We start from the raw sequence: 25944 nt of genomic DNA, 5'->3' as shown, positions 1-25944 counted from the left end.
CCGTCGTCAAGCAATGCCGAAACGAGGCCCTCCGACCAGTGCGGAGGGCCGGATCAGCGGGGTGCATTCCTCGCTAGACTCGGCTGAAAGCGATGAGGGGTGATCCGGTGGTCCTGAGCAACCTTTCGGGCCACGGCTCGGAGAAGCTGGCTCGCGGGGTAGAGCGGCTCAGCAAGATTCGGGCGCTTGAGCTGTGGGATCGACGGCTGCTGGGAGGTATCGGGACGGGCACCTTCGCCGGCCTGTCCCAGATTCATCGGCATCTTTTCCAGGACGTGTACCCGTTCGCGGGGGACGTGCGGGCGGAGAACATCGCAAAGGGGTCCTTCCGCTTCGCACCCGTGATGTACCTCGACGCGGCGCTGGCGCATATCGACGGCATGCCGCAGGGCACCTTCGAGGAGATCGTGGCCAAGTACGTCGAGATGAACGTCGCCCATCCATTCCGGGAGGGCAATGGGCGCAGTACGCGCATCTGGCTCGACCAGATCTTCAAGGCCGAACTTGGCGTCGTCGTCGACTGGGCCGCCGTGGACAAGGGCGACTACCTGCTCGCCATGGAACGCAGCCCCATCAAGGACGTGGAAATCCGCGAGCTGCTGCGCGCCGCGCTCACGGATCGCATCGACGACCGCGACGTCTACATGAAGGGCATCGACGCCAGCTACCACTACGAGGGTTACAACACGTACGCGATGGACGAGTTGGACGGGCTGGGCGAGCTGGACCGGAGCGACGGGGGTCGGCGCGGCTGACGGGGCTTTGCGGTGGGGCGTCGTCCAGTCCCGGGCGGACACCTACGCGTCGGTGCCGGTTCCCCGTTGCGGCCATGGTGTTGCATGGAGGGGCGGTAGGCAAAGGAGGCCCATTATCAGGTACACGTAGTAAAGTCCAACAAGTAAGGTCGTGCACGGAGCAACCAAACTTGTTGGAGGCAATCAGGTGATTGATGTAGGAACCGTTCTTCGAGAGCTTGGTTTTCGGATCGAGGAAGGCCACAGCGCACGTACCTGGAGTCTTCGCGGGCCACAGGGCGAGTCATTCGAAGTACTGCCGACCAAAACCGTGCTGCGCCTCAACTTTGCCACCACCAGACACCGCGATGGCGACGAGAAGAAGCGACCGCGCCGATTGTTCATCGGAGACACTGCGACGGACGCCGTCGTGCAGCGAGCTCGAACCGGGGAGATCGACATCCTCACCGCGGAACCGAACCGGATGATCGTGCGCGGTGAAACGTACGCGATCCAGCCGACGCCGATCATGTCCGCACCGACGGCGACTGTTGCCCGGCCGGCATGGAAGAGGTGGGCGGTGGCTCGATACCTGCTGCTCGTAGGCGAGCCGGTGCGACAGTACGATATCGCCGCGGATCTCAGGGTGAGCCAGCAAGCGGTTTCGATCGCGGCCCGCCACTACGGCGACTGGGTCGCAGTCGAGCCGAACGGGGTCGTCGCCACCGACCGTGTAGGCCTTCTGCACGCGTGGGCCGATGAGTACCGGGGTGCCGGGGGAGCCGAATTCGGGTGGTACAGCCTCGACCCCGTCGTCAAGCAAACGCACAAGGCGGCCGAAGTCGCGGCCCTTATGGGGGCAGCGCCGCTCATCAGCGGTGACGTCGCCGCCGACCGCATCGCCCCGTGGAAGATGCCGGGAAAGGGCCTGATCTACATCACGAGCCCAGTCGACCTCGCCGACGACGGGTTCGTGCCGGCTCCGGTCGACGAAGCCACCCTGATCACCCGAATTCCCCGGGACCCTTCCTTGTGGAAGGTGGCCGATACCGTGGGGTTCAGAGACTTGGGCGATGAATTCCGCAATGCCGACGACGTGCTCGTCTACTGGGACGTTTTGCACGGCAGCGACACCGATAGCGCGGAAGCTGCCGCTCGACTGGCTCGATCGATCGGAAAATAGGACATGGAGAACCTGCCCGAGCCCGTGAGCCTCAATGTCCGAGCCTTCAGCAGAGCGGATGCACTCGGTTATCTGGGGCAAAAAGCCGTCGCCGACGCGGCCGGAGCCGGGAAGAACTACCGGATCATCGGCGGCCACATGGTGCGACTACTGCTGAACGTTTACCCGACCCCGGAAGCTTCGATTCGTTCCACCCTCGACTCCGATGCGGCCGTCGATGACGTGCAGGTCGTTGGAGAGTTGAGCGAAGCGCTGCAACGCCGGAACTTCAAAAAGCGGGGTGGTAACGTGTTCTACCAGGAGTTATCCGTCGATGAGGAGATCGAGATCAACCTCCTTCTGGCCCGCGCCGATGGCGGCGCCGGACTGGGAAAGTTGAGAGTCGAAGGCGTTGGGGAGGTCGACACCCTTCGGGAACTGCACCTCGTCATGGCGATGCCGCCCGTCGTCCTCGATGTGTCCGCCGACCTCGACGACATGGGAGTCATTCAATACCGGACGATGGTCCCGGACGTGGAGGCCGCCGTGATGCTCAAGGCGCATAGTTGGCAGCAGCGACGAAGCCCGAAGGATCTCGTCGATCTAAAATCGCTGCTGGAAATCCGGCAGGAGCATCCGGGCATATCGTGGAGGCTCAGCGAAAAATCTCTCAGTGGGATGCGAAAAGACACCGCCCGTATCCTCCACGATCTCGCGGGGCGCTTGCTCCGACGGAATCAGCTGATGCTCGATCACGGTGGAATTGATCGGGTGAGGATGGCTGCGCTCATCAATGCCCATGTCACGCGCATTGATCGTTGAATCGGAGGGGCGTGACGGGGCCGGGGCGGCGTTCGTGTGCTGCTGCTCATTGACGGGGAGGGCTGAGACTTGTTGGTGACCGTGAACATGGCCGGCAATGGTGTCGACAACCCGTTCGAGTCGTGCCGGCCAGGCTATCCGGGCGACTGGATACGGTGCGGGCATCAACGAAAGGAGATCCCCATGACCACCTCAATCGCCCCGGTGTCGCAGCCCTCCCAGTTCGCCACGGCTTCGCCGGGACCGTCGCCCGCCATGATGCGCCGGCGCATCAACCCGCAGCTCGTTCCCCTTCGCGATGTCGACGACACGGCCACGCCCCGCCCGACCACGGCCTCGGGCGCCGAAGCCGTGCTCGCGACCATCCACGTGGATACGGCGACGACCACCACCGCCGCCATCGTGTGCGGCGAGCTCCGGGTCAGCTTTCCGGGACTGTCCGATTGGGTGCTCACGCGAATCGAGTGCGATCGCTACGAACACCCTGGCCGCGTGGCGGCGCGGGCGACGCAGGGCGAACGGCAGGAGTTCGTCAACGCCCGGTACACGGCGCTGAGCCGCCGGGTCATCGACGCCCGGGCGCGGGTTGCCGCGGAGTTGGCCGATCACCTGGCGGCGGTCCAGGCGGTGCACGGCCGGGTCGTGGTGGATTTCCCCGATGTGACGGTGGCCGCGGCGGTCGGCACGTTGCCCTTCGGGCTGGAGCGGTTTTCCGGGCATCTCGGGGTGGTGGGTGCGTCGCGCCGCAGTGTTTTTCAGGCCGTCGATAGGGGACTGGCCAAGGAAGTGGAGCGCGTTGAAAACCTCGAGGTCGAGGAGGTTCGGAACCGGGAGCCGCTCCGCATCGCCACCGACGCGTCCCGCGGTCGCAATGGCGCTGCCGGCATCGCCTGGATCAGCGCCGAGGGCCGCCACTCCTCGCGCATGGTCGACGTCAATGCGATTGCGGAGGCCGAGTTCCTCGCCATCGAGTTCGCCATCGATGACGCCATGTCGCGCGAGCCAAATCGGAAGATCGTCATCCGCTCCGATTCTCGGCAGGCTCTCGGCGCCCTGTCGGGCAAGCGGTCGCCGTACTGGGCCACCGGCAAGCGGCTGTCGCAGCTGAATCAGATGCGCGCCATCATTCGCGACAATGGGATCCAGCTGACGTGGGTGCGCGGCCATTCGGGCGATCCGCTCAATGAGCTCGCCGATCGGCTCGCCGTTCATCGCCGCCGATGCACCGAGTGTCAGCTTGGCGATGAGGTCATCGTCGACCGTGAGACCCGCATCGTCGCGGATGGGCTTGTCGACGACTCGGCCTGCGATTCTGCAGCGGCCGCATAATCCCGAACCCTGTGGCATAGTTTATCCATGAAAACAATTGGCCGGATGGCCGCACTGCCCATCGCCGCACTGTTGCTCGTCGGCTGCGGCGCCGATGAGTCACGCGACGAAGAGCCGACCAGCTCGACTGCGTCGAGCTCCACGAGCACGTCCAGCTCCACGTCTTCCTCGACGAGCAGCACGTCGTCCACGACGGCCGCGCCCTCGAACAATGCCGAACCCACGGCTCAGTTGGTGGAGTGCATCTACGCAGGCGGATCGTGGACCGGCAATGGATGGTTCAGTGACGGCAACTATGGCCCGCACCCGGATTGCGAGGCGAAACGCGACGCACAGCTCGCCGAGAATCCTTACCGATGCCCGCGGACCGACTGGCACGTCCCCGATCCCAGCTGGTGCACCGATCCGAGCAAGCGCTTGGGGCTAAACGGTGGACACCCACCGGCGCCCGCGCCCGCGCCTGCGCCGGCTCCTGCACCTGCCCCCGCACCCGAGCCCGCGCCGGAACCGCCCCCTGCGCCCGAGCCGATCCCGGAGCTTCCTCCGGCGCCCGAGCCGCCCGCGTACGACGAGACGACGGGGGAGTAGTCGCCCCCGCCCAAGAGACTTTCGAGGTGATTCCGCTCGGACCGAGCATGCGCGTGCAGGGCGCAAGGGAAGGAGAAGGGCAAGGAAGGTGTAGGCGAACGTCGTCGACCCCAAACCCCTACGTCGACAGATCGACCTCATCCCAGCCGGTGCCGGGCGTGAACAGCCACGACAGCGCGCGGTGCCACTCGAGCAGCGCGCCGGCGGTCGGCTCGTCGAGGGTCGCCGGGCGCTCCGGATGCAGCCGATCATCGACGGTGATCCACCGCAGCGAACGGACGAATTCGTACTTGTCGCACAGCTCCGGCAGCGCGATCAGCTCGCCGGCGTGCGCGTACACGGCATCCTGCCCGTTCTCCGCGACCCACTGCACGGTCGGGCCGGGGTGCACCAAGATCTCGTCGTCCGGAATCCGCTGCAGCTGCAGCACATGCGACAGCAGCACCGCCGCCGCAGCCGACCACTGCAGCTGAAACGCCAACTCGGCAGCCTCCTGCGTGGCCGCGTTGTGCTTTGCGACGCCTCCTTCATCCAGAAACCCCGCCTCCACATCGACGTCGCCGCTCTCCAGCAGCTCCACGAACCGGGCCTCCTGGGGCGTCCACGCCGAAAAAGCGTCGGGAAGCACCGCCCGCAACCCCTCCAACGGGGGATGCTGCCCGCCCAGCAGGTGACTGGCCAGCTCGGAGACCGCCACCAGCGCCATGAACCGCTGCGCGACCTCCCGCGGCGCGCGCACCGCGGCCTCGAACTCGCTGCGCACCGGCGGGTAATGCGCCGGCACGGACGCCCCGGTGTCCTTGGTGATCCCCGCCCGCACCCGCTGCGCCCGCTCAGCGGCCGCCGGGTGATAGGGCACCTGGCCACCGGCGATGATGTCCTCGCCGGCGGCATTGACCACGCGGCCGTCCGGCAGCAGGAACACGGCATTGGCGTCGCGCGCCCAGTCACCGAGCCCATCGATGGAGTCGCGCTCGAACACGTACTGCCGCTGCGTCTCGCCGATGTGGCGGATCAGGCCGAACATGTGCGACGTCATCTCCTGGCCGCCGCGCTCCCACACGAAACCGGTGAAACCCTGCAGGTGCTCGGCCATCTCCGGGTCACCGGCGCCGCGGTTGTGGGCGAAGGGCCCCGGGATCTCGTCGCGAACCGTGGAATAGGCGTTGATGTACATGGTGATCGAGTGTTCCATAAGTGAACGATCCCCGTCGGACGGGCTGAGCGCCGACCCGTCGCAAAGCAACGAAGTTGACACCCCACCGGCCCCGTCGCTTAATGAGCCAATGCCCGCCACCCCTCCGAACCCCTCCCGCCCCACGTCCAGCCGCACGCCCCGCGCACCGCGCACGCTGGCGGCCGCCGCGCTGTTCGCCGCGGTCATCGCAATCGGGATCAACCTGCGCGCGGGCATTTCGTCGGTCGGCCCGGTGCTGGAGGAGATCCTCACGGCGTTCGGGGCGGGCGCGCGGTACGCGGGGCTGATCACGGCGATGCCCGGATTCCTGTTTGCGCTGCTGGGGCTGGTGGCGGTGCCCGTCGCAAAGCGGCTCGGCCTGACGCGCACGGTCACACTCGGCGCGGTCCTGAGCCTGGTGGGCCTCGCCGCGCGCCCGTGGGTCGGCGCGATCTGGGTGTTCGTGCTGCTCACGGGGCTGGTCGTGGCGGGCATCGCGGTGGCCAACGTGCTGCTGCCGGCGTGGATCAAGCGGCACGGCGGCCGGCACATCGTCGCGCTGATGACCGCCTACGGCGCCCTCTTCGGCCTCTCCGGTGCCCTCGGCCCGCTCAGCGCGCTGGTTTTCCGAGGCGATTCCGCCTGGCAGTGGGCCCTGGCCATCTGGGCCGTGCCCGCGGCCGTGCAGGTCGCCGTGTGGCTGGTGGTCATGGCCCGGCTCGGCGACGACGCACCCCGCCCCGACCCCGCCACCGCGCCGACCTCACCCACCGCGCTCACCGCCCCCATGTGGCGCTCGCCGACGGCGCTGTTCCTCCTCGCGTTCTTCGCCCTGCAATCGATGAACGCGTACGTCCAGATGGGCTGGCTGCCGCAGATCTACCGCGACTCCGGCGCGTCGGCGACCATGGGCACGGTCGCGTTGGCGCTGGTCGGCGGCCTCAACGTTCTCGGTGGCCTGGCCATGCCGGCGCTGATCGCGCGCGCCCGCTCGCTGACGCCGTTCATCGTCGTCTTCGCCCTCGCCACCGCCATCGGGTACCTGGGGATTTTGCTTGACGACGCCACCGTCCCCCTCCTCTGGTCCTTCTTCCTCGGCATCGGCGGATTCTGCTTCCCGACCGCCATCGCGCTCATCCCCGCCCGTTCCCGTTCCCATGTGGTCACGGCGCGGTTGTCCGGTTTCGTGCAGCCGTACGGGTACCTCGTCGCAGGTGCCGGGCCGATTGCCGTCGGCGCGGTCTATGGCGCGACGGGGCAGTGGCGGGAGATTCTCGTCGCGCTGGCCGCAAGCGCCGTCGTGATGGGAGTCGTCGGCATCCGTGCCGCGGCCGCCGCGACCATCGATGACGAACTCGTCGCCGCTATTTCCCGCCGCTGAGTCGGCGTGGGACGGAGGAGTTAGTGCCATATGGTCAACGCTCATGTTTCGGGCTAAGGAAAACCCCTGGTGGTCAGAAGTGCTACTCGGGAGCGTTGACCGTATGACACAAAGCCCCGGGGAGTGGCCGCCGTGAGGCAGGAGAAAGACGCCGCATTCGAGGGGGATGGGAGCCGCGGCCGGTCACGGTGGGACCGTGAGTGAAGGAAGGGGCAGATTCGGGGAGGTTGGCCGTCGTCAAGCGAAAAGGCGCGAGCAACGCGGACCCGCATGCGACGCGGACCCGCATGGCCCGACCGAGAGCAACGCGGACCCGCAGGGGCGGCGGCCACCCCCGAAACCCACAAATCGGGCGTTGCGGGTGCCCCCGCGCGGCGCGAAAACGAGCGGGAAACGGCGTCAGCCTTCACCGGGCACCCCCGGACGGATAAGTTTTTAGTGTCCCTTCCGGAACAACAGGAGGCCCTCCCATGTTCACGTCCCGCACAACCAAGATCGCCGCGATGTTCGCCGCCGGCGCCCTCGCCCTGACCGGCTGCTCATCCGACGACGGCAACGGCGGCGGCAACGGCGCCTCCGGCGACGAGGCCTACAAGATCGGCATCAACCAGCTGGTCCAGCACCCGGCTCTCGACGCCGCCACCTCGGGCTTCAAGGAAGCCTTCGACGACGCCGGCGTGGACGTGGAGTTCGACGAGCAGAACGCCAACGGCGAGCAGTCCACCGCCCTGACCATCGCGCAGCAGTTCGCGTCGAGCGACCTCGACCTGGTCCTGTCGGTGGCGACGCCGGCGGCGCAGGCCACCGCGCAGAACATCCAGGACACCCCGGTGCTGTTCACCGCCGTCACCGACCCGGTCTCCGCGGAGCTCATCGACTCGATGGAGGCGCCCGGCGGCAACGTCACCGGCACGTCCGACGTCGCGCCGGTGGACAAGCAGCTCGACCTGCTCAAGGAGCTCGTGCCGGACGCGAAGACCGTTGGCATCGTCTACGCCTCCGGCGAGGTCAACTCGCAGGTGCAGGTCGACGAGGCGAAGAAGGCCGCCGAGTCGCGCGACCTGGAGATCGAGACGCAGACCGTCACCAACGTCACCGAGATCCCGCAGGCCGTGCAGGCCCTCGGCGACGTCGACGCGTTCTACGTGCCCACCGACAACCTGGTCGTCTCCGGCATCGCGTCGCTGGTCCAGGCCGCGGAGAGCTCTCAGACCCCGGTGATCGCCGCGGAGTCCGGCACCGTCGAGGGCGGTGCCGTGGCCACGCTCGGCATCGACTACACGGAACTCGGCCGCCAGACCGGCGAGATGGCCCTGCGCATCCTCCGCGACGGCGAGGACCCGGCCGGCATGGCCGTGGAAACCGCAAACGACTTCACCTACATGGTCAACGAGGAAGCCGCCAAGCGCCAGGGCGTCACCATCCCCGAAGCGATCCTGAGCGAGGCCGAAACCGTATGATCCCCGCCGTCGAATTCGGCCTCATCTACGGGGTGATGGCGCTGGGCGTGTTCCTCACGTTCCGCATCCTCAACTTCGCGGACCTGACGGTCGACGGTTCCTTCACCACCGGCGGCGCCACCGCGGCCGTCGCCATCCTGGCCGGGTGGAATCCCTTCCTGGCCATCGGGGCGGGCTTTGCGACGGGATTCGCCGCCGGCCTGATCACCGGATTGCTCCACACCAAGGGCAACATCGATGGGCTGCTGGCGGGCATCTTGACGCAGATCGGCCTGTGGTCGGTGAACCTGCGGATCATGGGGTCGTCGAACGTGCCGCTGTTGCGCACGGACACGATCTTCACCCCGATGCGCGATGCGGACCTGATGGGGACGTGGGCGTCGGTGGGCATTTTCGCCGCCGTCGTCGCGCTGATCACGGTGGCGATCGTGTGGTTCCTCAACACCGACTTCGGTCTCGCGGTGCGCGCGACCGGCGACAACGGGCCGATGATCCGCTCGTTCGGCGTGTCGACGGATACCACCAAGCTGATCACCCTCGCCCTGTCCAACGGCCTGGTCGGCGCCGCCGGTGCGGTGTTCGCGCAGTACCAGGGCTTCGCCGACAACTCCATGGGCGTGGGCCTGATCCTCATCGGCCTGGCGTCGGTGATCATGGGCCAGGCGATCCTCGGCCAGCGTTTCCTGTGGCTGTCCGTGGCGGCCGTCGTGGTCGGCGCGGTGCTCTACCGCCTGATCATCTTCGCGGCGCTGGAGCTGGGGCTGAACCCGAATGACATGAAGTTCATCACCGCCGCGCTGGTGGTCGTCGCGCTGCTGGTGCCCCAGTGGCGCTCGGCGATCGGCGGGGCCATCGCGGGCGCGCGGGCCAACCGCGGGCGCACCGGCGACGGTGGTGGGGCCGGCGCCGGAGCAGATGGCGCGGTCACCCCGAACACGGCGGCCGTCACCGGCGCCGGCGATGCGGCGACCGTTCCCGCGGGCGCCGGGGCACCCTCCGCCAACTCCGGCCACCACGATGGTCCGGGCTCGACCGACGGGAAGGTGAAGGCGTGATGCTGACCATCCGGAACGTCTCCAAGACGTTTTTCCCCAACACCGCCAACGAGCGCAAGGCCCTCGTCGACGTGTCGCTGGACCTGGCGCAGGGCGACTTCGTCACCGTCATCGGCTCCAACGGCGCCGGCAAGTCCACGCTGCTCAACGCCGTATCGGGCCGCATGCCCATCGACTCCGGCGACATCTCCATCGATGGCGTGCCCATGGGCAAGATGCCCGATCACAAGCGCGCCAAATACATCGGGAGGGTCTTTCAGGATCCGCTCGCCGGGACGTCGCCAAGCCTGACCATCGAGGAAAACCTCTCCCTGGCCTACCTCCGCGGAAAGCGGCGCGGCCTGGGCCTCGGCCTGTCGAAGGCGCGGCGCGAATTCTTCGTCGAGCAACTCAAGTCGCTCGAGCTCGGCCTCGAAGACCGGCTGACCGCGAAGGTCGGGCTGCTGTCCGGCGGCCAGCGGCAGGCACTGTCGCTGCTGATGGCCGGCTTCACCGGCCCCAAGATCATGCTTCTCGACGAACACACCGCCGCCCTCGACCCCCAGCGCGCCGGCCTGGTCACCGAACTGACGCACAAAATCGTCGAAGACGGCGGCCTGACCACCCTCATGGTCACCCACAATATGGAGCAGGCGATCCGCCTGGGCAACCGGCTGATCATGATGCACGAGGGCCGCATCGTCTACGAGGCCTCCGCCGAGACTAAGGCGCAGCTCACCGTGCACGACCTGCTGCAGGAGTTCGTGAAGATCAAGGGCGCCACCCTCTCCGACAAGGCGTTCCTGGGGTAGGCGGCGCTGGCGGCGCGGGTCGGGGCGGGTCGGGTCGGGGCGAGCGGCGGCGTGGGCGGCCGGCGGCGTGGGTCGGCCGCTCGTTCGGGCCGCTCGTTCGGGCCGATCGCGCCACCGTTCCGGCCAGGCGTTCCCGGGGTAGCGGCCCCCGCAGCGGCCTGGCTTCCCCAGATACCTACGTTTCGGCCAGATACTCATGTTCAAACGTGAGTACCTGGCCGAAACGTAGGTATCTGCGGTGCTGCCCGCCGCCATCGCCCCACTTTTCTCGCCGCCATCTCGCCGACCACCTCCTGTTCCCCGCAGATAGACGCCCAGTGAACAGATAGACGTGGTCGACCAGGTCTTTCTGTGCACTCGGCGTCTTTCTGGGGTCCGGCGGGGATCGCTGGAGGTCACAGTGGATCGGTGGCGCTCGGCGGAACTCACGGCCGATCGCTGGCGCTCCCCGGTTCGGCACGGTGCGCGTAAAGATCCCGCAGCAGACACACCTCCGCCCCATGATGGATCACCTCGCGATTGATGTGCGCCACCAGCGTCCCCATCGAATGCTCCGACCACGGGCCCTCGGTGGGGCCGACGGGGAGGGAGAGTGCGGCGTCGTCAAGCGAACGAAGAGCCGAGGTCCAGGCGGAATAGGCCTCATCAAGCTGGGCCAGCGCGCCGGCGGCGGTGAGGGCGTAGGGGAAGGTGGCGTAATCGACCGCGGGACCGCCGAAATGATTGGCCAAGCGGGCGCCGAGGCAACCGACGATGACGTGCGCCAGGCGCCACGCGATGGTGGTCACAGGCGCGGGATCGGGCTCGGGGTAGGCGAAGTCAATCGTCGTCGGCGCCGCCGGATTGACCGCTAACGGCGAGGTCGGGGCGTCGCCGCCGCCCGGGCGCACCGACCAGGCGCCGGCCGCGGGCTCCCAGAGGTACTCGGCGTCGGTGAGGCCGTCGAGTCGCGGACGCAGCTGATTCGTCCAGTGCCACTCGAGCTGCTCGACGAGGAGGTCGCGGGCCTGCGTCGGCGGGGAGGTGGGCTGCTTCGGATCCATGCCGCCATTGTGCGCTCCGAGATCGGGTGTGCTCCGGAATCGGGGGCGTGGGGCGAGGAGGCGGGCGGAAAGTTGGGCGGGGAGGGGCCGGTCGCGCCTCCCTTCCGGCCATCTCCTCGCAGATACTTACATTTCGGCCAGATACTCATGTTCAAACGTGGGTACCTGGCCGAAACGTAGGTATCTGCGGTGCGCCCCACCGCCTTCGCCTCACTTTCTGGCCGCCATCGTGCCGGCCACTTCCTTTTCCCGCAGATAGATGTCCAGTGGGCAGATAGACGTGGTTGACCAGGTCTTTCTGTCCACTCGGCGTCTAATTACGGCTCGGTGCGGGGCTAGAAGGGGGTGGCGCCGGACCGGCGTGAGGCCGGCGTCCGTCGGGAGGAGTGGCGCCGGGTCGGTGTGGTGGGTGCGGTGGGTGCGGCCGGTGGTGGGTGCTCCAGCGCTGCCGGCGGTCGGGGCGGGCGGATCCGAGTCGGTGGTTCTGCTTCACGACGGCCCCAACCACCCGCGACACTGAAACCGTGGCAACCTATTGGCATGGAAACGATGTCGCCGCACCGCACCTCCCGCGCCACCGCACGCCTGACGCCTGCTGACGCCGATGACGAGGGCGGCGCGCCGCTCCGCAGCTCCCGCACCTCCCGCGCCACCTCCACCTCCCGCGCCATTTCCCGCCGCCCCGCCGCCGTGCCCCTCGCCGCGCTGCTCGGGGCGGCGGGCCTTCTTCTCGCCTCCTGCACCGACGGCGGCGAACCCGGGGGTGCGGTTGCGGAGGGGGAGACGGTGGCGTCGCAAAGCAAGGCGGACACGCCGTCCCCGACCGCGGACACCTCGGCCACGACCACGACCCCCACCACCAGCGAAAAGCCGGGCATCGCCGTCGATTTCGACTCGCTGCAGCAGGTCGACCCGAGCACGTTCCGCGAGGGCACGCGGCAGGCGCTGAAGTTCGTGGTCGGCGGGACGGCGGGGGAGTGTTTCGTGGGAGGGGAGTTCGTCACGTGCGTGGGCACGGCCGCGGGCGACGTCCCGGACGTGGACATGCCGCCGTTTTCCGGCCGCCCGGGCGCGGTGATGGTCGGCGCGGCCGGCGTCGCGTACACCATCGCCGAGGGCGCCCCGCCCGCGCGCGCCGAGCTCGAGACCGGCCAGTGGGTCAACTTCGGCGCCGTCCGCTGCGCCAAGCCCGACGATGCGCGGCTGGCCTGCGTCTCCGAGGGCGCGGCGATCCAGGTCGAGGGTGCGGGGCGGGACATCACGACGCAGGGCACGCTTTACGACGCTGCCGACCTCCACTCCACCGCCACCGACGCCCCGCCGTCCGAGTACTCGACCGGCACCGACGTGCTGGTGCAGGCCCCGATGACGTGCGGGGCGATGGAAGGCCACCGGCTCGCCGACGTCGTCGACGGCGAAATCACCTGCGAGGAGGCGATGGGCGTGCTCGACGAATACGACTCGCGCAAGCATTCCGAGGGCGGCGGCAATACCCTCTCCGTCGAATTCGACGGCTGGATGTGTAGCTCGCCGACGGCCGCCCGGTCGCAGGAGCTGCGGGCGACGACCGTGTGCGAACACGGCGACCGCGGCATCCGGGTGCAGGCGCCGATGTAGGGGGCGTCGACGCGGCCCCAACGAAAACCCGGGGTTCGTCATTGCTTGGGCGAATGATTGGCTAAGGTATGTCGAGTGCTTATTGATCTAGCCGGTGATCGCTGACGGCCGTGCATCCCCGTCAGCCGCATCGCATCGGCACCTCTCGTTTCGGCCACTTCCGCCCCGCGCTTTTCCGCGGCATCGCGCGCTCCGGCCTGCCCCGCGCGTTACCCCGCGCCATGCCCCGCGCCATGCCCCGCCCGGCCATCCTCCCCGTCGACGCCGCCGGGTACGCCCGGCACTGGCCCGCGGCGCTGTTCCTCGTCGCGCTGCTCGCGTCGATCGATCATCATCCGGGCCGCCTGACCGCGATCGCCTTCGCCAGCGCCCTCATCTTCGGGTCGTGGGCGCTGCAGGTGGCGCTGAACGTGGTGATCGTCAACCTTTTCTCCTGGTGGGAGGCCGCCATCGCGTCGACGGGGGTGACGGTGATCGTGTGGCTCCAGCTGTGGCTCGCGCTGCCGGGCATGGGCTTCGTCGATGAGATGGTCGGCGACCCGCGCTTGGATGCCGGAATGCTGGCCATGGCGCTGGTCCTCCTGCCGGTGGCGACGGCCTTCATGGTCCGCCTTTTGTGGCACGTCGGGATGGCCCGCGTCCTCGGCGACCCGGCCCCGCCGCACGTCGAGGCGTGGGCGGGCGGCCATGTCCGCGTCGCCACCGTCGCCCGCGGGAACACCGACGGTGGTCGCGCCCGCATGGTCGCGCGTCACCTCGAGCGCGCTGCCTACTGGCGCCCCTACGCGGCCGGCGCGGTGCTGGTCGTGGGCTTCGGCGCGCTCGCGGGGCTGTGGCCGCCGGCCGCGCAGCTGATGGTCGGCGCGCTCATCTTCGCCGCGCCGTGGCTCTACCTGCGGCTGGCGAAGTAGGGGACGGAAGGGTCCGCTTTACGACGCCCACCTCCCCGCACCCTGCCCTATTTCTCCGTCACCAGCGCGGGATCCAGTCCGCGGCTGAAGATCGCGCCGCGCGTCCGGGCCAGCGACTCCTCTAGGCGGGCCCGGTCGGGGAAGCCGCGCTCATCCGGCGTCGTGCCAGCCCGCTCCATCAGCACCGACACCGGCGCGACGCGCACGGGGAAGGTCTGGAACGGCGTGACCACGGTGGGCACGTACGCCAGCTCGCCGACGCCCCAGCGTCCGTCGCCGCCGCGCACGAACTCGAGCTCGACTGTGATGCCCTCGTAGGACAGCACGGTCTCGCCCGACTGGTGGGCGACCATGTTGCCCAGCCCGTAGATCACCCATTTGCCGTTGACCTGCTCGATCGGCTGCACGGCGTGGATGTGGTGGCCGTAGACGACGTCGACGTCGGGCGAGGCGGTGAGGATCTCCGCCAGCTCCACCTGCTGCTGCGTCGGCTCGGTGACGGCTTCTTCGCCGGCGTGCATGGCCACCATGACGATGTCCGCGCCCGCCGCCCGCGCCGCCGCGGCCTTGGCCAGCAGCGTGTCGGGGTTGAGGTCGCCGACCATCCACGGCTGCTCGACGGGGATGCCGTTGGTGCCGTACGTGCCGGTGACCACGGCGATCCGCGCGCCGTTGGCGGCGGTGACCATCCGCGGCTGCTCCATTTCCTCGGGGCTGCGCGCCGCGCCGGAGTGGACGATACCGGCCTGGTCGAACGCGTCGAGAGTCCGGAACAGCCCCTCGGTCCCCGCATCGACGGAGTGGTTCGACGCGGTGGTGCACATGTCCCAGCCGGTGTCGACGATCGCGTCGATGACCTGCGGCGGCGACTGGAATCCGGGGTAGCCGAGGTACGGGCCCTCCGGCGGCGCGAAGACCGTTTCCTGATGGCACACCGCCACGTCCGCGCCCTCGATCACCGGCTTCACGTCGGCGAACATGTCCGCGAAATCCCAGGTCCCATCGTCGCCGCGCCCGGATTCCCACACTTCCTCGTGCCACAGCAGGTCGCCGGAGACCGTCACCGTCAGGCGGTTCGGGTCCGGCTTGTCGCTTGACGACGCCCCGGCCTCCCCATCGCCACCCTCCCCTCCGGTTCCGGCCGAGCCGTCACCCGCGGATTCGGAGGCCGCAGAATCGGGGCCGGCACCGCCGCCTTCGCCGTTGCCGTCGCGGCCCGAACTCGCCGCCGGGTCGGTGCGGCTGCCCTCGCCGATGAACCCGGTGGCGTACCCGATGCCGGCGACGAGGGCCGCGCCGAGGAGGACCGCCACGAGAACGAGGATCAGAGCCTTGGAGCGCGAGCCTCTCGACGGGCGCGTCCGTGCATTGCCGCTGGAGGAAGAGGAGGAAGCCATGGTGATTCCAGTATGGAACATTTCCGGCGGCAGCTGCACGAATACACTGGCCGTCCCGGTACATTGGCGGTGTGCATGATTCACCGACTCCCCGCCGCGACGATCGCCTGAGCTTCGATGGCGGATCGTCGAGCTCGCACCGTCCGACGAATCGACCGACGGGTGACGCCACGGAGCGGCGGGCCCGCAGCCACCGAGCCACCGGCGGCGATCGGCAGTGGCGCGTGCAGGTCAACCCCGAACGGGCGGGTGGATCGGGTGGGCGGAGGCATCGTCGTAAAGCACCCGCATCCGCGCAGGCCACCGGCCCGAAGCGCCCGCTCATCGCCGCAGCGGTGGCGGTGCTGGGAGTGCTGACGCTCGGCGTCGTCGCCTCGCTGGCCATGAACGAGCCCCGCGACACCGACGAGGTACTCACCGCCGACCAGACCACGCAGGTCGCGCCCGAACCGCTGGCCGCCGAGGTCCGCGGCGAGATGATCCAGCGCCACCTGGAAGGCGTGCCGGTGCCGTTCCCGCGCAACGTGGAAATCCACGACCGCGTCGGGGCCGCGAAGCCGATGAACGAGGCCGACGTCATCGAGACCGTCAACGCCACGCTGCACGAATGGAACCTCACACCCGACGGCGCGCTGGTTGAAAACGCGTGCCCGCCGCACGCCCGCGCCTGCGTCGACGTGGACAACCGCCTGGCATGGCTTCAGGAAAACGGCGAGGTCAGCCGCGGTCCGGTGCCCATCACCACAGGCCGGCCCGGCTACGAGACCCCGCGCGGCGAGCACGTGGTCCAGCGCAAGGTCCGCGACGAGATCAGCTACGTCTTCGACAACGAGCCGATGCCGTACTCGGTGTACTTCACCACCACCGGCGTCGCGTTCCACGAAGGCGACCTCACCGAGGACTCCCACGGCTGCATCCACCTGTCCAACCTCGAGGCCGTCCACTATTTCGAGGTCCTGCAGCCCAACGACATCGTGGTGACGTTCTAGGGGCGCCCATCCGCCCCTAATCCAGCGCCAGCAGCTTGCCGGGGTTCATGATCCCCGCCGGATCGAGTTCGGCCTTCACCGCGCGCAGCACCGCGACGCCGAGGCCGCCGATCTCGTCGGCCAGGTACGGGGCGTGATCGGTGCCGACGGAATGGTGGTGCGTGATGGTGCCGCCGCCCTCGACGATCGCCCGCGACGCTGCGCCCTTCGCCGACCACCACTGCAGCTCCGGATCCTCGCCCTGCGCCGCGATGACCGTGAAATACAGCGAGCACCCCTCGCGGTAGACGTGCGAAACATGGCACATGACCAGCGCCATCGTCCCCGACTGCCGCAGCGTGTCCGACAGCGCGCGGGTCACGGCGTGCTTGAGGCGGGTGACGTTGGACCAGTCGGTGGCGGTCTCCAGGGTCTCGCAGATCGCGCCGTTGTCCAGGAGGCCGTCGCGGAGCACCGGCGCCTCGAAACGACCGCGCTCCCACGACCGCACCGGCTCCTCGCCGGCCGGGGTGCCGCCGGCGGCGATGAGCAGCGCCCGCGTCTCCGCGTGGCGCGACGCCGCGTGCTCCTCGGTGCCCTCGAACATGGTCAGGCACAGGCACCCCTCCGGCGCCCGCGATCCGTCGCCGATGGAGTCGCCGGAGGTGAGGTTGAGGCTGGACTCGATGTCGTCGGAAAGCCTGATCACCGTCGGCCCCGCACCGGCCTGCTCGACGGCCCGCAGGCCGGCGACGCCCGCCGCGAAGGTGGGGAAGGTGAACGCCTCATAGCGCTTGACCTGCGGAATCGGGTGCACGCGCAGGCGCACGCGGGTGATCACGCCAAACGCCCCCTCCGATCCCAGGAACACCTCCCGCAGGTCGGGGCCCGCGGCGGTGGCCGGCGACGCATCGCCGACGTGGAGGATCCCCGACGGGGTGACCACGGTCAGCGACCGCACCATCTCGTCGAACCGCCCGTAGCCCGCCGACGATTGCCCCGACGACCGCGTCGCCGCGTACCCGCCGATGGTGGCGTAGGGGAACGACTGCGGATAATGGCCGATCTGCAGGCCGTGCTCGGCCAGGCGCAGCTCCGCGGCGGGGCCGGTCAGCCCCGCGCCGAGGGTGGCCAGGCCGGATTCGGGGTCGACGTCGGTGACGTCGTCGAAAAGCGCCAGGTCCAGGCTGATCACCGCGCGCATGCCGCCGCGCTCCGGGGCGACGCCGCCAACGACGGTCGTGCCGCCGCCGAAGGGCACCACCGCGACGCGCTCGCGGGTGGCCCAGCGCAGGATCTCCAGGACCTCGTCGTCGGTGGCCGGCGCGACGACGGCGTCGGGCACGTCGTGGGCGCCGCCGAGCCGCCACCCGATCAGGTCCGGGTAGGACTTGCCGCGGGCGCGCGCCAGCTTCTGGGCCTTGTCGCCGGTGACGCGGTCGGCGCCGACGATGCTGGCCAGCGCCGCGACATCGTCCGGGGTCAGGCGGGTATCGCCGATGAGGATGTCGGCGTCCGGCACGCGCGGCAGGGGCTTGTCGACGTTGAAGACGCCCGTGAGCAACCCCCGCACACCCGCGGACAGGGGCTTCGCTTCGTCCGTGGTGCCCCAGAGGTTGAACTCCATGGGCGGGAGGGGGACTGCGGAGTCGGGGTGGCCGTTCATGCCCCAAAGGTTACACATTGGGGTGATGTGAAAACCAGAAAGCCGGATGAACGTATGATCAAGCCGATGGACACCGCACACGACACGGACCCCGCGCCGGGCACCCCGGCGGATCCCACCGCGCTCGACCCGGCCCGCCGCGCCGCGTGGCTCGACGAGCTGAAGGCGCGCGCCGGAGAGGGCGCGACCTCCGGTGATCCCGGCAATCCCGGCAATCCCGTCGACCTCATCGTCATCGGCGGCGGCATCACCGGCGTGGGCGTCGCACTCGATGCGGTGACCAGGGGGCTGGACGTTGTGCTCGTCGAAAAGCATGACCTGGGGTTCGGGACCTCGCGCTGGTCCTCGAAGCTCGCCCACGGCGGCCTGCGGTACCTGACCAAGCTGGAGCTGGGCATCGCGTACCACTCCGCGGTCGAGCGCGGGCGGCTGATGCGGCACATCGCGCCGCACCTGATTCGCGCATTGCCGCAGGTCACCCCGCTTGCCGACGACACCACCACCGCGCAAAAGCTCGCCGTCCGCATCGGCTACATCGCCGGGGACATGCTGCGCATCGCCGCCCGGACGCCGTCGTCGATCCTGCCGCGCTCGCGGTACCTGAGCCGCGCGGCGACGCTGTCGATGGTCCCGTCGGCGCTGCGCGACGGCCTGCGCGGGGCGTGGGTGAACTACGACGGCCAGATGATCGACGACGCCCGCGTGGTCACCGCCATCGCGCGCACCGCCGCAGGTCACGGCGCCCGCGTGCTCACGCACTGCGCGGTCGTCGATGCCACCGGCGATGGCGCGACGCTCGTCGACGAACTCACCGGCGACCGCTTCCACCTGCCCGCCCGCGCCGTGGTCAACGCGACCGGCGTGTGGGCCGGCGGGCTCGACGACGGCATCCGCGTGCGGCCCTCGCGCGGCACCCACCTCGTGTTCGACGCCGCGACGTTCGGCAACCCGACCGGTGCGCTGACCATTCCTCTGCCGGGCTCGATCAGCCGCTACCTTTTCATCCTGCCCGCGCAGCTGGGACGCGTGTACCTGGGGCTTACCGACGAAGACACCCCCGGCCCCATCCCCGACATCCCGCCGACGCCGGAGTCCGACGTCGAATTCCTGCTGGACAACATCAACCGGGCGCTGGGCACGAAGGTCACCCGCGACGACGTGCGCGGCGCGTTCACCGGGCTGCGGCCGCTGCTCGTGCCCGAGGGGCCCGACACCGAGATCGTCGAAGAGGCGTCGGGAGATGGGGAATCGACCGCGGACTTGTCGCGGCGGCACGCGACGGTGAAGTCCGGCGATGGGCTGATCTCCATCGTCGGCGGCAAGTTCACCGAGTACCGGCTCATGGCGCAGGAGGCCGTCGACTTCGTTCTCGCGGATCGGGGCATCCGTGCCGCCGAGTGTCGCACGATGGAGATGCCGCTGGTCGGCGCCCCGGGACATGCCGGCAGTAGGGGAGTGGCGGAGTCCGAGTTGGCCGCGCTGCCCGAGTCGCTGGTCGCACGGTTCGGCCACGAGGCCCCGAAGGTCGTCGCCGCCGCGACGGTGCCGGACCCGCTGGGCCGCGTCGCCGGTTTCGACGTCACCCGCGCCGAGTTCGAATACGCCGTCACCCACGAGGGGGCGCTGACCGTCGGCGACATCGTCGACCGCCGCACGCGCATCGGCATGATCGCCGAGGACCGCGCGGCTGCGGTGCCGTTCGCCCGCGAGGTCCTCGAGCTGCACGGCATCACCGTGGACGGCGACCTGTGAACGGGCACCGGCGAGTGGGGAAGAAGCTGGGAACGCGAGGAAAGGTGGCGGTGGCGGTGAACGACATCCGGAACAGGGCAATTAACTGGGTGCTGGTGGAGAGGCCGAGGTTGGCGGCGAAGATCATCCGCAAGCTGACCGCGTCCGGATCCTCGCACTCATCCGCCCGGACCTCCGCCACTCCGCCGACCGCCGCCACCGGCACCACCGATGCCGCGACCACTACGTCCGGCGGAGCCTCCGCCACTCCGGCGACCGCGGCGAAGCCCCTCACCCGCGACAACGGCCTGCGCGCCGCCAACATCGCCGCCGGAGTCCCCGGAGCCGAATAAGGGGGCGGCGGATGGCCGGGAGGTGGGCGTCGTCAAGCGAAAAAGCCGTGGCAATGCCGACCCGCGACGACCGCGCCCGGCCCGCGCCCTCCCCACCACGGAAAAAAACCTACGTTCCGTGCAGATACTTACGTTTAAACGTAGGTACCTGCACGGAACGTAGGTGTTTGTGCGCTCCGCAGGGGTCCGGTGGGCGAGGCCGCCCGAACTACCGGGAACCGGCTACTTCCGGTGGACGGAGGCCGGGACCTGGCGGGCGCCGGACGCGTCCTTGGCGCCCTTCGGGGATCCCGCGGCGTCCGCAGCGCCGGAGGACTTCGCGTCTCCCGGGCCACCCGAGCGGCCGGCACCCTTGGCGGCACCCGCACCCGCGGCACCGGCACCGGACTTCAGCTCGGAGATGATGTTCTCCACGGACGACTTCGCGTCGCCGAGCAGCATGTCGGTGTTGTCGTTGAAGAACAGGGGGTTCTGCACGCCGGCGTAACCGGAGCCCATGGACCGCTTGAACACGACGACGTTCTCGGCCTCCCACACCTTCAGCACGGGCATGCCGGCGATGGGCGAACCGGGCTGCTCGGCGATGGGGTTGACGGTGTCGTTGGCGCCGATGACCAGCACGACGTCGATGTCGGCGAAGTCGTCGTTGACCTCGTCCATCTCCAGGACCAGGTCGTAGGGGACCTTGGCCTCGGCGAGCAGGACGTTCATGTGGCCCGGCAGGCGGCCGGCGACGGGGTGGATGCCGAAGGTGACGTCCTTGCCGGCCTCGCGCAGGGTGCGGGTCAGCTCGGCGACGGGGTACTGAGCCTGGGACACGGCCATGCCGTAGCCCGGGGTGATCATGACGGACTTGGCCATCTTCAGCAGGTCGGCCGTCTCGGAGGCGGAGACCTCCGTGTGGGTGCCGGCCTCGCCGCCACCGGCCACCGTGCCGCCGTCGGTGCCGAAGCCGCCGAGCAGGACGTTGAGGAAGGAGCGGTTCATCGCCTGGCACATGATGTAGCTCAGGTACGCGCCCGACGAACCGACCAGCGCGCCGGTGATGATCAGCAGCGGGTTGCCCAGCATCAGGCCGGTGAACGCGGCGGCCCAGCCGGAGTAGGAGTTCATGATCGACACGACGACGGGCATGTCGCCGCCGCCGATGGCGATGACCAGGTGCCAGCCGAGGAACAGGGCCAGGGCGGTCATGACGCCCAGCGCAATCCACGCCAGGGAGCCGTCGCCGGCGATGATGAACGCGACCATCAGGCCGAGCGAGACCAGCAGGATCGCCATGTTGAGCAGGTTGCGCGCCGGCAGCAGCACCGGGGCGCCCTTGATCTTCTCGGCGAGCTTCAGGCCGGCGACGATGGAGCCGGAGAAGGTCACGGCGCCGATGAAGGTGCCCAGGAAGACCTCGCCGAGGTGGAAGGCCTGGGCGTTGCCGGTCAAGCCGCCGTCTTCCATGAAGGAGTTGTAGCCGATGAACACGGCGGCCAGGCCGACGAAGCCGTTGAAGTAGGCGATCAGCTGGGGCAGGCCGGTCATCTCGACGGAGCGCGAGCGCCAGACGCCGAAGATGCCGCCGAGCGCCATGGCCAGGCCGATGAGCAGCACGGTGACCAGGGGGCCGTTGTGTTCGCCGGTGGTGTCGCGGGCGGCGGTGGCGGTGGCCTGGACGATGGCGATGAGCACGGCGATGCCCATGCCGGTCATGCCCAGCGTGTTGCCGCGGCGGGCGGTTTCGGGCTTGGACAGCGCGGCCAGCGACAGGATGAACAGCAGGGCCGCGGCGATGTAGCCGAGGGTGGACAGGCGGTTGGTCCAGTCCAGCAGCGCGTCGGTGCCGCCGTCGGTCCCGGTGCCTGCGGCGGCCCCGGCTGCGGTGACCAGCGCGGTGTGCGCGGTGTCGGTGATGGTGAGTGCGCTCATGGTTTACGCCTCCTCCTTGCGGAACATGCCGAGCATGCGGTCGGTGATGGTGAAGCCGCCGAAGATGTTGATCGACGACAGCAGGATGGCCAGGAACGCCAGCGAGCTGACCACGATGTTGCTGGAGCTGACCACGAGGATCGCGCCGACGAGGACGATGCCGGAGATGGCGTTGGTCTCGGACATCAGCGGGGTGTGCAGTCGCGGGGTGACGGCGGAGATGACGTAGAAGCCGAGCACGATGGCCAGGGTGAGCACCATGTAGTTGACGCTGACGCTGGCGGGGCTGGCGAGGATGACGGCGACGCCGAGCAGCACGGCCAGCGCCAGGCCGACCTTGGCCTTCGCGCCGCCCATGAAAGCGACCTTTTCGGGCTGTTCGGCGGTGGCCGCGGCGGCGAGCTTTTCCTGCGCCGCGGCGGCGGGCGTCGCGGAGACCTGCACGGGCGGCGGGGGCCACAGGATGCGGGTGTCGGTGGCCGCGCCGGTGGTCTCGGCCTCGACGTTGCCGGTGTCGCCGCCCTTGCTTGACGACGCCCCGTTCAGCGTGACCGTGATTCCGCGGACGATCTCGTCGTCGAGATCGAGGATGGGCGTGCCGTCCTTGTCCGGGGTGATCAGTTTGAACAGGTTGACGATGTTCTGGCCGTAGAGCTGCGACGCCTGCCCGGGCAGGCGCCCGGCGAGGTCGGTGTGGCCGATGATGGTGACGCCGTTGTCGGTGACGATGACTTCGCCGGCGACGGTGAGCTCGCAGTTGCCGCCGTTGGCCGCGGCCATGTCGACGATGACGCTGCCGGGGCGCATGGCGGCGACGTCGTCGGCGGTGAGCAGGCGCGGGGACTGGCGGCCCGGGATGTTCGCCGTCGTGATGACGATGTCCGCGGCGGCCGACTGCTCGGCGTAGAGCTTCGCGGCGGCGGTGGCCTGGTCGTCGGTCATTTCCTTGGCGTAGCCGTCGGAGGACTTCTCGGAGGCGACGGGGATCGGGATGAACTCCGCGCCCATCGACTCGACCTGCTCGCCGGCTTCGGGGCGCAGGTCGGTGGCCTTGACGATCGCTCCCATGGAGTTCGCGGTGCCGATCGCGGCCAGCCCGCCGACGCCGGCGCCGATGACGTAGACGGTCGCCGGCGGGACCTTGCCCGCGGCGGTGACCTGGCCGGTGAACAGGCGCCCGAAGGAGTTGGCGGCCTCGACGACGGCGCGGTAGCCGGCAATGTTGGCCATCGACGACAGAACGTCCATCGACTGCGCCCGCGACAGACGCGGCACGGCGTCCATGGCGAGTGCGGTGACGTGGGAGGACGCGAGGTCGTCGACAAGCTCCGCATTGCGGCCCGGCGCCAGGCGGGCGACGAGCATCGCGCCCGGCTTCATCTGGCGGCGGAACTCGGCGGGAGGGGCGTCGAGCGTGGTGACGATGTCCGCCCGCCACACGTCCTCGCCGACGAGGCGCGCGCCGGCCTCCGCGTAAAGATCGTCCGGGTAGGCGGCGTGGGCGCCGGCCCCGGCCTGGACGTCGACGTCGTAGCCGAGCTTGATCAGCTTGGCCACCGTGTCCGGCGTCGCCGCGACGAGCGGCTGCCGGGCATCCGGTTCAATGGGGATTCCGATTCGCACTGTGGACTCCTGAGTGTGCTTGCGGGACGTGGAAAGCGGGCGTTCGGCGGCGGTTGATGTGGGAACCGGGGGTGGCCGATGCGCCTCCGTCTGCGGTGTGCTTATTAAAAGATGAAGACCGCATGTTTCGTGGGGGTTTCGCGGAAAACGGTTCTGGAATCATCCAGTTGCTTGACGACGACGCTGCGCGACCTGGTCGGCCGCGCCCCGGAAAACGGTGTCCCGGTGCGAAGATGGGGAGCTTTCGGGCACAAAAAAGCCCCCGCGCCCCACATCGGGTGTGGTGCGCGGGGGTGGGGGTGTGGTGCGCCGCCGGACGGCTGGCTGGGCTACGTCCCGCATAGGTGGTGTAGTCGCCGAACTCGGGAGGGGCTGGGCTGCTGGCGTATGCGGTCCCGTCGCACCCACCGCCACTTCGCGTGGAGCAGCGCCCACACGCTAACCCACCTCGAATGTCCTAACCCACCCGTTATAACGGCCCTTTTTCGCCATTCGGGGTGGGTTAACCGGGGAGGGGACGGTGGCCGGCCTACGTGCCGCAGTAAGTCGTGTAGTCGCCGAACTCGGGTGGGGCGGGGCGCTCGTAGCGCTCGTCGTCGGGGTTGCCGCTGGGCTCGAACGGATCGGTGATCCGCGCCAGCAGCGCATGGAACGGGCCCATGTTGCGCGGCTCGTTCGCGTCGCCCGAGCCCGCGGCAGCCAGTGCCTCTTCCACGAGGTGGTTGCGGGGAACGTAGACGGGGTTTGCCCGCCTCATCAATTCGGCGTCGGGGTCGAGCTCGCGCCAAGTCTCCAGCCATTCCTTCGCGCGGTCGCCGTCGGAGAAGTGGGCGAGGAACGCGGCCTCGGCGACCTCGGGCTCGACGTCGGCATGGGCGGCGTCATGGGTATCGGCGGAGTCATGGCCGTCGCCCGAGCCCTGCGCCTTTCCGCCGGCGGCGACGAGCGTCAGCGCGCGGTGGACGAGGGTGTGGTCGGGGTTGTCGTCGCCGAGCATCGCCAACCATTCCTCGACGACCGCGGACACGGCCACCTCATCGCGCGCAGCATCCGGATCGGCGCCATGATCGGCCCCGCCGCCGGACTCACCATCGGCCCCGGCCCCCAGCCCCAGCTTCTCCTTCCACGTCTCCAGGATCCGGCCGTCGACGAGGCCCTTGAACCCGGACAGTCGCTCGCGGGCGATGGCCAGGGCGCGGTCGGCGTCGTCGTCGTAAAGCGGGGCGAGGGTCTCGGTGAACCGGGCCAGATCCCACTCGAGCACGCGGGGCTGGCTGCCGTTGGCGTAAATGCCCTGGCGGTCGATGGAGCTGAACACGGCGCGCGGATCGTGGGCGTCGAGGAATGCGCACGGGCCGTAGTCGATGGTCTCGCCGGAGATGGTGATGTTGTCGGTGTTCATCACCCCGTGCACGAACCCCGCGCCCAGCCACGCGGCGACGAGGCGGGCCTGCGCTTCGGCGACGGCATCGAACAGCGCGATCGGGCGCTCGGTTTCCGGCAGGTCCAGGATGTGCGGTTGGTGGCGGGTCGCGGCGTGGTCGACGAGTCGCTTGACGACGTCATCGCCCCCGTGCGCCCTCGCGAACTGAAAGGACCCGACGCGCAGATGGCTCGACGCGACGCGGACGAGGACCGCCCCCGGAAGGGCGCGCTCGCGCTGGACGCGGCCGCCGGTGGCGATGACCGCCAGCGCGCGGGTCGTGGGAATGCCCAGGGCGTGCATGGCCTCGGCGACGAGGTACTCGCGCAACATCGGGCCGAGCGCGGCCAGGCCGTCGCCGCGCCGGGCGAACGGGGTGGGGCCGGAGCCCTTGAGGTGGATGTCGCGGAGAGTGCCGTCGCGGTCGGTGATCTCGCCGAGCAGCAGCGCGCGGCCGTCGCCGAGGATCGGGACGAACTGGCCGAACTGGTGGCCGGAATACGCCTGGGCCACGGGGCGGTAGGGGGCCGGGGTGTCGTGATCTGCCCCAGCGCGGCCCAGGAGGAAGTCGATGCCCGCGCCGGTGCGCAGCCAGTCGGGGTCGAGGCCGAGTTCGGTGGCGAGGTCGTCGTTGAGCACGACGATCTCGGGCGCCGGCGCTTCCTGCGCGGCCCAGTCGATGGCCATCTCGGGCATTGCGTCGGCGAAGTCGGTGGTCAGGCGGACGGGCTGGTCGGGAGTGGTGGTCGGCTCGCTCGTCGGTGACATGGGTCGAGTCTACGGACGGCGAGGACGG

Annotated in this window: 20 protein-coding genes; 13 read left to right on the top strand and 7 right to left on the bottom strand. The window is 69.3% G+C overall.

The window, feature by feature from the left end:
- The first annotated feature begins 107 nt into the window (after positions 1 to 107).
- The 4 genes from fic to ACFWGD_RS02750 all read left to right on the top strand — a co-directional run bounded on the left by fic (position 108) and on the right by ACFWGD_RS02750 (position 4047).
- A complete protein-coding gene (gene fic, locus ACFWGD_RS02765) occupies positions 108 to 755 on the top strand; it encodes a protein adenylyltransferase Fic (protein ID WP_377776972.1) in 648 nt (215 codons plus the stop codon).
- 187 nt (positions 756 to 942) lie between these two features.
- A complete protein-coding gene (locus ACFWGD_RS02760) occupies positions 943 to 1917 on the top strand; it encodes a hypothetical protein (protein WP_377776971.1) in 975 nt (324 codons plus the stop codon).
- 3 nt (positions 1918 to 1920) lie between these two features.
- The gene (locus ACFWGD_RS02755) at positions 1921 to 2718 is read left to right on the top strand and encodes a hypothetical protein (protein WP_377776970.1); all 798 of its coding nucleotides are present in this window, start codon (positions 1921 to 1923) and stop codon (positions 2716 to 2718) included.
- Between the two features lie 183 nt (positions 2719 to 2901).
- A complete protein-coding gene (locus ACFWGD_RS02750) occupies positions 2902 to 4047 on the top strand; it encodes a ribonuclease HI (RefSeq protein WP_377776969.1) in 1146 nt (381 codons plus the stop codon).
- 706 nt (positions 4048 to 4753) lie between these two features.
- Here the strand turns inward: ACFWGD_RS02750 and ACFWGD_RS02745 are convergent.
- Positions 4754 to 5830, bottom strand: a complete 1077-nt coding sequence (locus ACFWGD_RS02745; RefSeq protein ID WP_377776968.1) for a DUF4272 domain-containing protein — start codon at positions 5828 to 5830, stop codon at positions 4754 to 4756.
- Between the two features lie 91 nt (positions 5831 to 5921).
- Between ACFWGD_RS02745 and ACFWGD_RS02740 the strand changes: the two genes are divergently transcribed.
- The 4 genes from ACFWGD_RS02740 to ACFWGD_RS02725 all read left to right on the top strand — a co-directional run bounded on the left by ACFWGD_RS02740 (position 5922) and on the right by ACFWGD_RS02725 (position 10499).
- The gene (locus tag ACFWGD_RS02740; protein WP_377776967.1) at positions 5922 to 7193 is read left to right on the top strand and encodes an MFS transporter; all 1272 of its coding nucleotides are present in this window, start codon (positions 5922 to 5924) and stop codon (positions 7191 to 7193) included.
- 470 nt (positions 7194 to 7663) lie between these two features.
- Positions 7664 to 8653 (top strand): ABC transporter substrate-binding protein, encoded by a 990-nt coding sequence (locus tag ACFWGD_RS02735; protein ID WP_377776966.1) that lies wholly within the window; start codon positions 7664 to 7666, stop codon positions 8651 to 8653.
- Entirely contained in the window at positions 8650 to 9708 is a 1059-nt protein-coding gene (locus ACFWGD_RS02730) for an ABC transporter permease (protein ID WP_377776965.1), read from the top strand. The genes ACFWGD_RS02735 and ACFWGD_RS02730 overlap by 4 nt, the downstream gene beginning before the upstream one ends.
- Positions 9708 to 10499, top strand: coding sequence for an ABC transporter ATP-binding protein (locus ACFWGD_RS02725; protein ID WP_377776964.1), 792 nt, complete (start codon positions 9708 to 9710; stop codon positions 10497 to 10499). The genes ACFWGD_RS02730 and ACFWGD_RS02725 overlap by 1 nt, the downstream gene beginning before the upstream one ends.
- Before the next feature lie 425 nt (positions 10500 to 10924).
- Here ACFWGD_RS02725 and ACFWGD_RS02720 read toward each other — a convergent pair whose 3' ends face one another.
- A complete protein-coding gene (locus ACFWGD_RS02720; protein WP_377776963.1) occupies positions 10925 to 11542 on the bottom strand; it encodes a DinB family protein in 618 nt (205 codons plus the stop codon).
- Between the two features lie 540 nt (positions 11543 to 12082).
- Between ACFWGD_RS02720 and ACFWGD_RS02715 the strand changes: the two genes are divergently transcribed.
- Complete coding sequence (locus tag ACFWGD_RS02715; protein WP_377776962.1) at positions 12083 to 13159, top strand: hypothetical protein; 1077 nt, start codon at positions 12083 to 12085, stop codon at positions 13157 to 13159.
- Between the two features lie 233 nt (positions 13160 to 13392).
- A complete protein-coding gene (locus ACFWGD_RS02710; protein ID WP_377776961.1) occupies positions 13393 to 14070 on the top strand; it encodes a hypothetical protein in 678 nt (225 codons plus the stop codon).
- Between the two features lie 47 nt (positions 14071 to 14117).
- On the opposite strand, the gene ACFWGD_RS02705 is transcribed toward ACFWGD_RS02710, so the two are convergent.
- On the bottom strand, positions 14118 to 15467 hold the full coding sequence (locus ACFWGD_RS02705; protein ID WP_377776960.1) for a CapA family protein: 1350 nt from the start codon (positions 15465 to 15467) through the stop codon (positions 14118 to 14120).
- Between the two features lie 71 nt (positions 15468 to 15538).
- Between ACFWGD_RS02705 and ACFWGD_RS02700 the strand changes: the two genes are divergently transcribed.
- Complete coding sequence (locus ACFWGD_RS02700; protein WP_377776959.1) at positions 15539 to 16456, top strand: L,D-transpeptidase; 918 nt, start codon at positions 15539 to 15541, stop codon at positions 16454 to 16456.
- Positions 16457 to 16472: 16 nt separating this feature from the next.
- Here ACFWGD_RS02700 and ACFWGD_RS02695 read toward each other — a convergent pair whose 3' ends face one another.
- Complete coding sequence (locus ACFWGD_RS02695; RefSeq protein WP_377776958.1) at positions 16473 to 18101, bottom strand: FAD-binding oxidoreductase; 1629 nt, start codon at positions 18099 to 18101, stop codon at positions 16473 to 16475.
- Between the two features lie 66 nt (positions 18102 to 18167).
- Between ACFWGD_RS02695 and ACFWGD_RS02690 the strand changes: the two genes are divergently transcribed.
- On the top strand, positions 18168 to 19853 hold the full coding sequence (locus ACFWGD_RS02690; protein ID WP_377776957.1) for a glycerol-3-phosphate dehydrogenase/oxidase: 1686 nt from the start codon (positions 18168 to 18170) through the stop codon (positions 19851 to 19853).
- Between the two features lie 56 nt (positions 19854 to 19909).
- Positions 19910 to 20185 (top strand): hypothetical protein, encoded by a 276-nt coding sequence (locus tag ACFWGD_RS02685; protein ID WP_377776956.1) that lies wholly within the window; start codon positions 19910 to 19912, stop codon positions 20183 to 20185.
- A gap of 222 nt (positions 20186 to 20407) precedes the next feature.
- Here ACFWGD_RS02685 and ACFWGD_RS02680 read toward each other — a convergent pair whose 3' ends face one another.
- The 3 genes from ACFWGD_RS02680 to ACFWGD_RS02670 all read right to left on the bottom strand — a co-directional run bounded on the left by ACFWGD_RS02680 (position 20408) and on the right by ACFWGD_RS02670 (position 25916).
- The gene (locus ACFWGD_RS02680; RefSeq protein WP_377776955.1) at positions 20408 to 22102 is read right to left on the bottom strand and encodes an NAD(P)(+) transhydrogenase (Re/Si-specific) subunit beta; all 1695 of its coding nucleotides are present in this window, start codon (positions 22100 to 22102) and stop codon (positions 20408 to 20410) included.
- 3 nt (positions 22103 to 22105) lie between these two features.
- Positions 22106 to 23725 (bottom strand): Re/Si-specific NAD(P)(+) transhydrogenase subunit alpha, encoded by a 1620-nt coding sequence (locus ACFWGD_RS02675; protein ID WP_377776954.1) that lies wholly within the window; start codon positions 23723 to 23725, stop codon positions 22106 to 22108.
- 529 nt (positions 23726 to 24254) lie between these two features.
- A complete protein-coding gene (locus ACFWGD_RS02670) occupies positions 24255 to 25916 on the bottom strand; it encodes a YdiU family protein (RefSeq protein ID WP_377776953.1) in 1662 nt (553 codons plus the stop codon).
- Positions 25917 to 25944 lie beyond the last annotated feature (28 nt).

Source organism: Corynebacterium sp. NPDC060344, assembly GCF_042725215.1.
Taxonomy (GTDB): Bacteria; Actinomycetota; Actinomycetes; order Mycobacteriales; family Mycobacteriaceae; genus Corynebacterium.
This window is presented reverse-complemented; position numbering and strand designations above follow the sequence as displayed.

Coding starts and splice junctions, on each gene's coding strand:
- ACFWGD_RS02755 (WP_377776970.1), top strand. CDS start 1,921: ATGGAGAACCTGCCCGAGCCCGTGAGCCTCAATGTCCGAGCCTTCAGC.
- ACFWGD_RS02725 (WP_377776964.1), top strand. CDS start 9,708: ATGCTGACCATCCGGAACGTCTCCAAGACGTTTTTCCCCAACACCGCC.
- ACFWGD_RS02690 (WP_377776957.1), top strand. CDS start 18,168: ATGGACACCGCACACGACACGGACCCCGCGCCGGGCACCCCGGCGGAT.
- ACFWGD_RS02715 (WP_377776962.1), top strand. CDS start 12,083: ATGGAAACGATGTCGCCGCACCGCACCTCCCGCGCCACCGCACGCCTG.
- ACFWGD_RS02695 (WP_377776958.1), bottom strand. CDS start 18,101: ATGAACGGCCACCCCGACTCCGCAGTCCCCCTCCCGCCCATGGAGTTC.
- ACFWGD_RS02720 (WP_377776963.1), bottom strand. CDS start 11,542: ATGGATCCGAAGCAGCCCACCTCCCCGCCGACGCAGGCCCGCGACCTC.
- ACFWGD_RS02670 (WP_377776953.1), bottom strand. CDS start 25,916: ATGTCACCGACGAGCGAGCCGACCACCACTCCCGACCAGCCCGTCCGC.
- ACFWGD_RS02710 (WP_377776961.1), top strand. CDS start 13,393: ATGCCCCGCCCGGCCATCCTCCCCGTCGACGCCGCCGGGTACGCCCGG.
- ACFWGD_RS02730 (WP_377776965.1), top strand. CDS start 8,650: ATGATCCCCGCCGTCGAATTCGGCCTCATCTACGGGGTGATGGCGCTG.
- ACFWGD_RS02750 (WP_377776969.1), top strand. CDS start 2,902: ATGACCACCTCAATCGCCCCGGTGTCGCAGCCCTCCCAGTTCGCCACG.
- ACFWGD_RS02745 (WP_377776968.1), bottom strand. CDS start 5,830: ATGGAACACTCGATCACCATGTACATCAACGCCTATTCCACGGTTCGC.
- ACFWGD_RS02680 (WP_377776955.1), bottom strand. CDS start 22,102: ATGAGCGCACTCACCATCACCGACACCGCGCACACCGCGCTGGTCACC.
- ACFWGD_RS02705 (WP_377776960.1), bottom strand. CDS start 15,467: ATGGCTTCCTCCTCTTCCTCCAGCGGCAATGCACGGACGCGCCCGTCG.
- ACFWGD_RS02735 (WP_377776966.1), top strand. CDS start 7,664: ATGTTCACGTCCCGCACAACCAAGATCGCCGCGATGTTCGCCGCCGGC.
- ACFWGD_RS02740 (WP_377776967.1), top strand. CDS start 5,922: ATGCCCGCCACCCCTCCGAACCCCTCCCGCCCCACGTCCAGCCGCACG.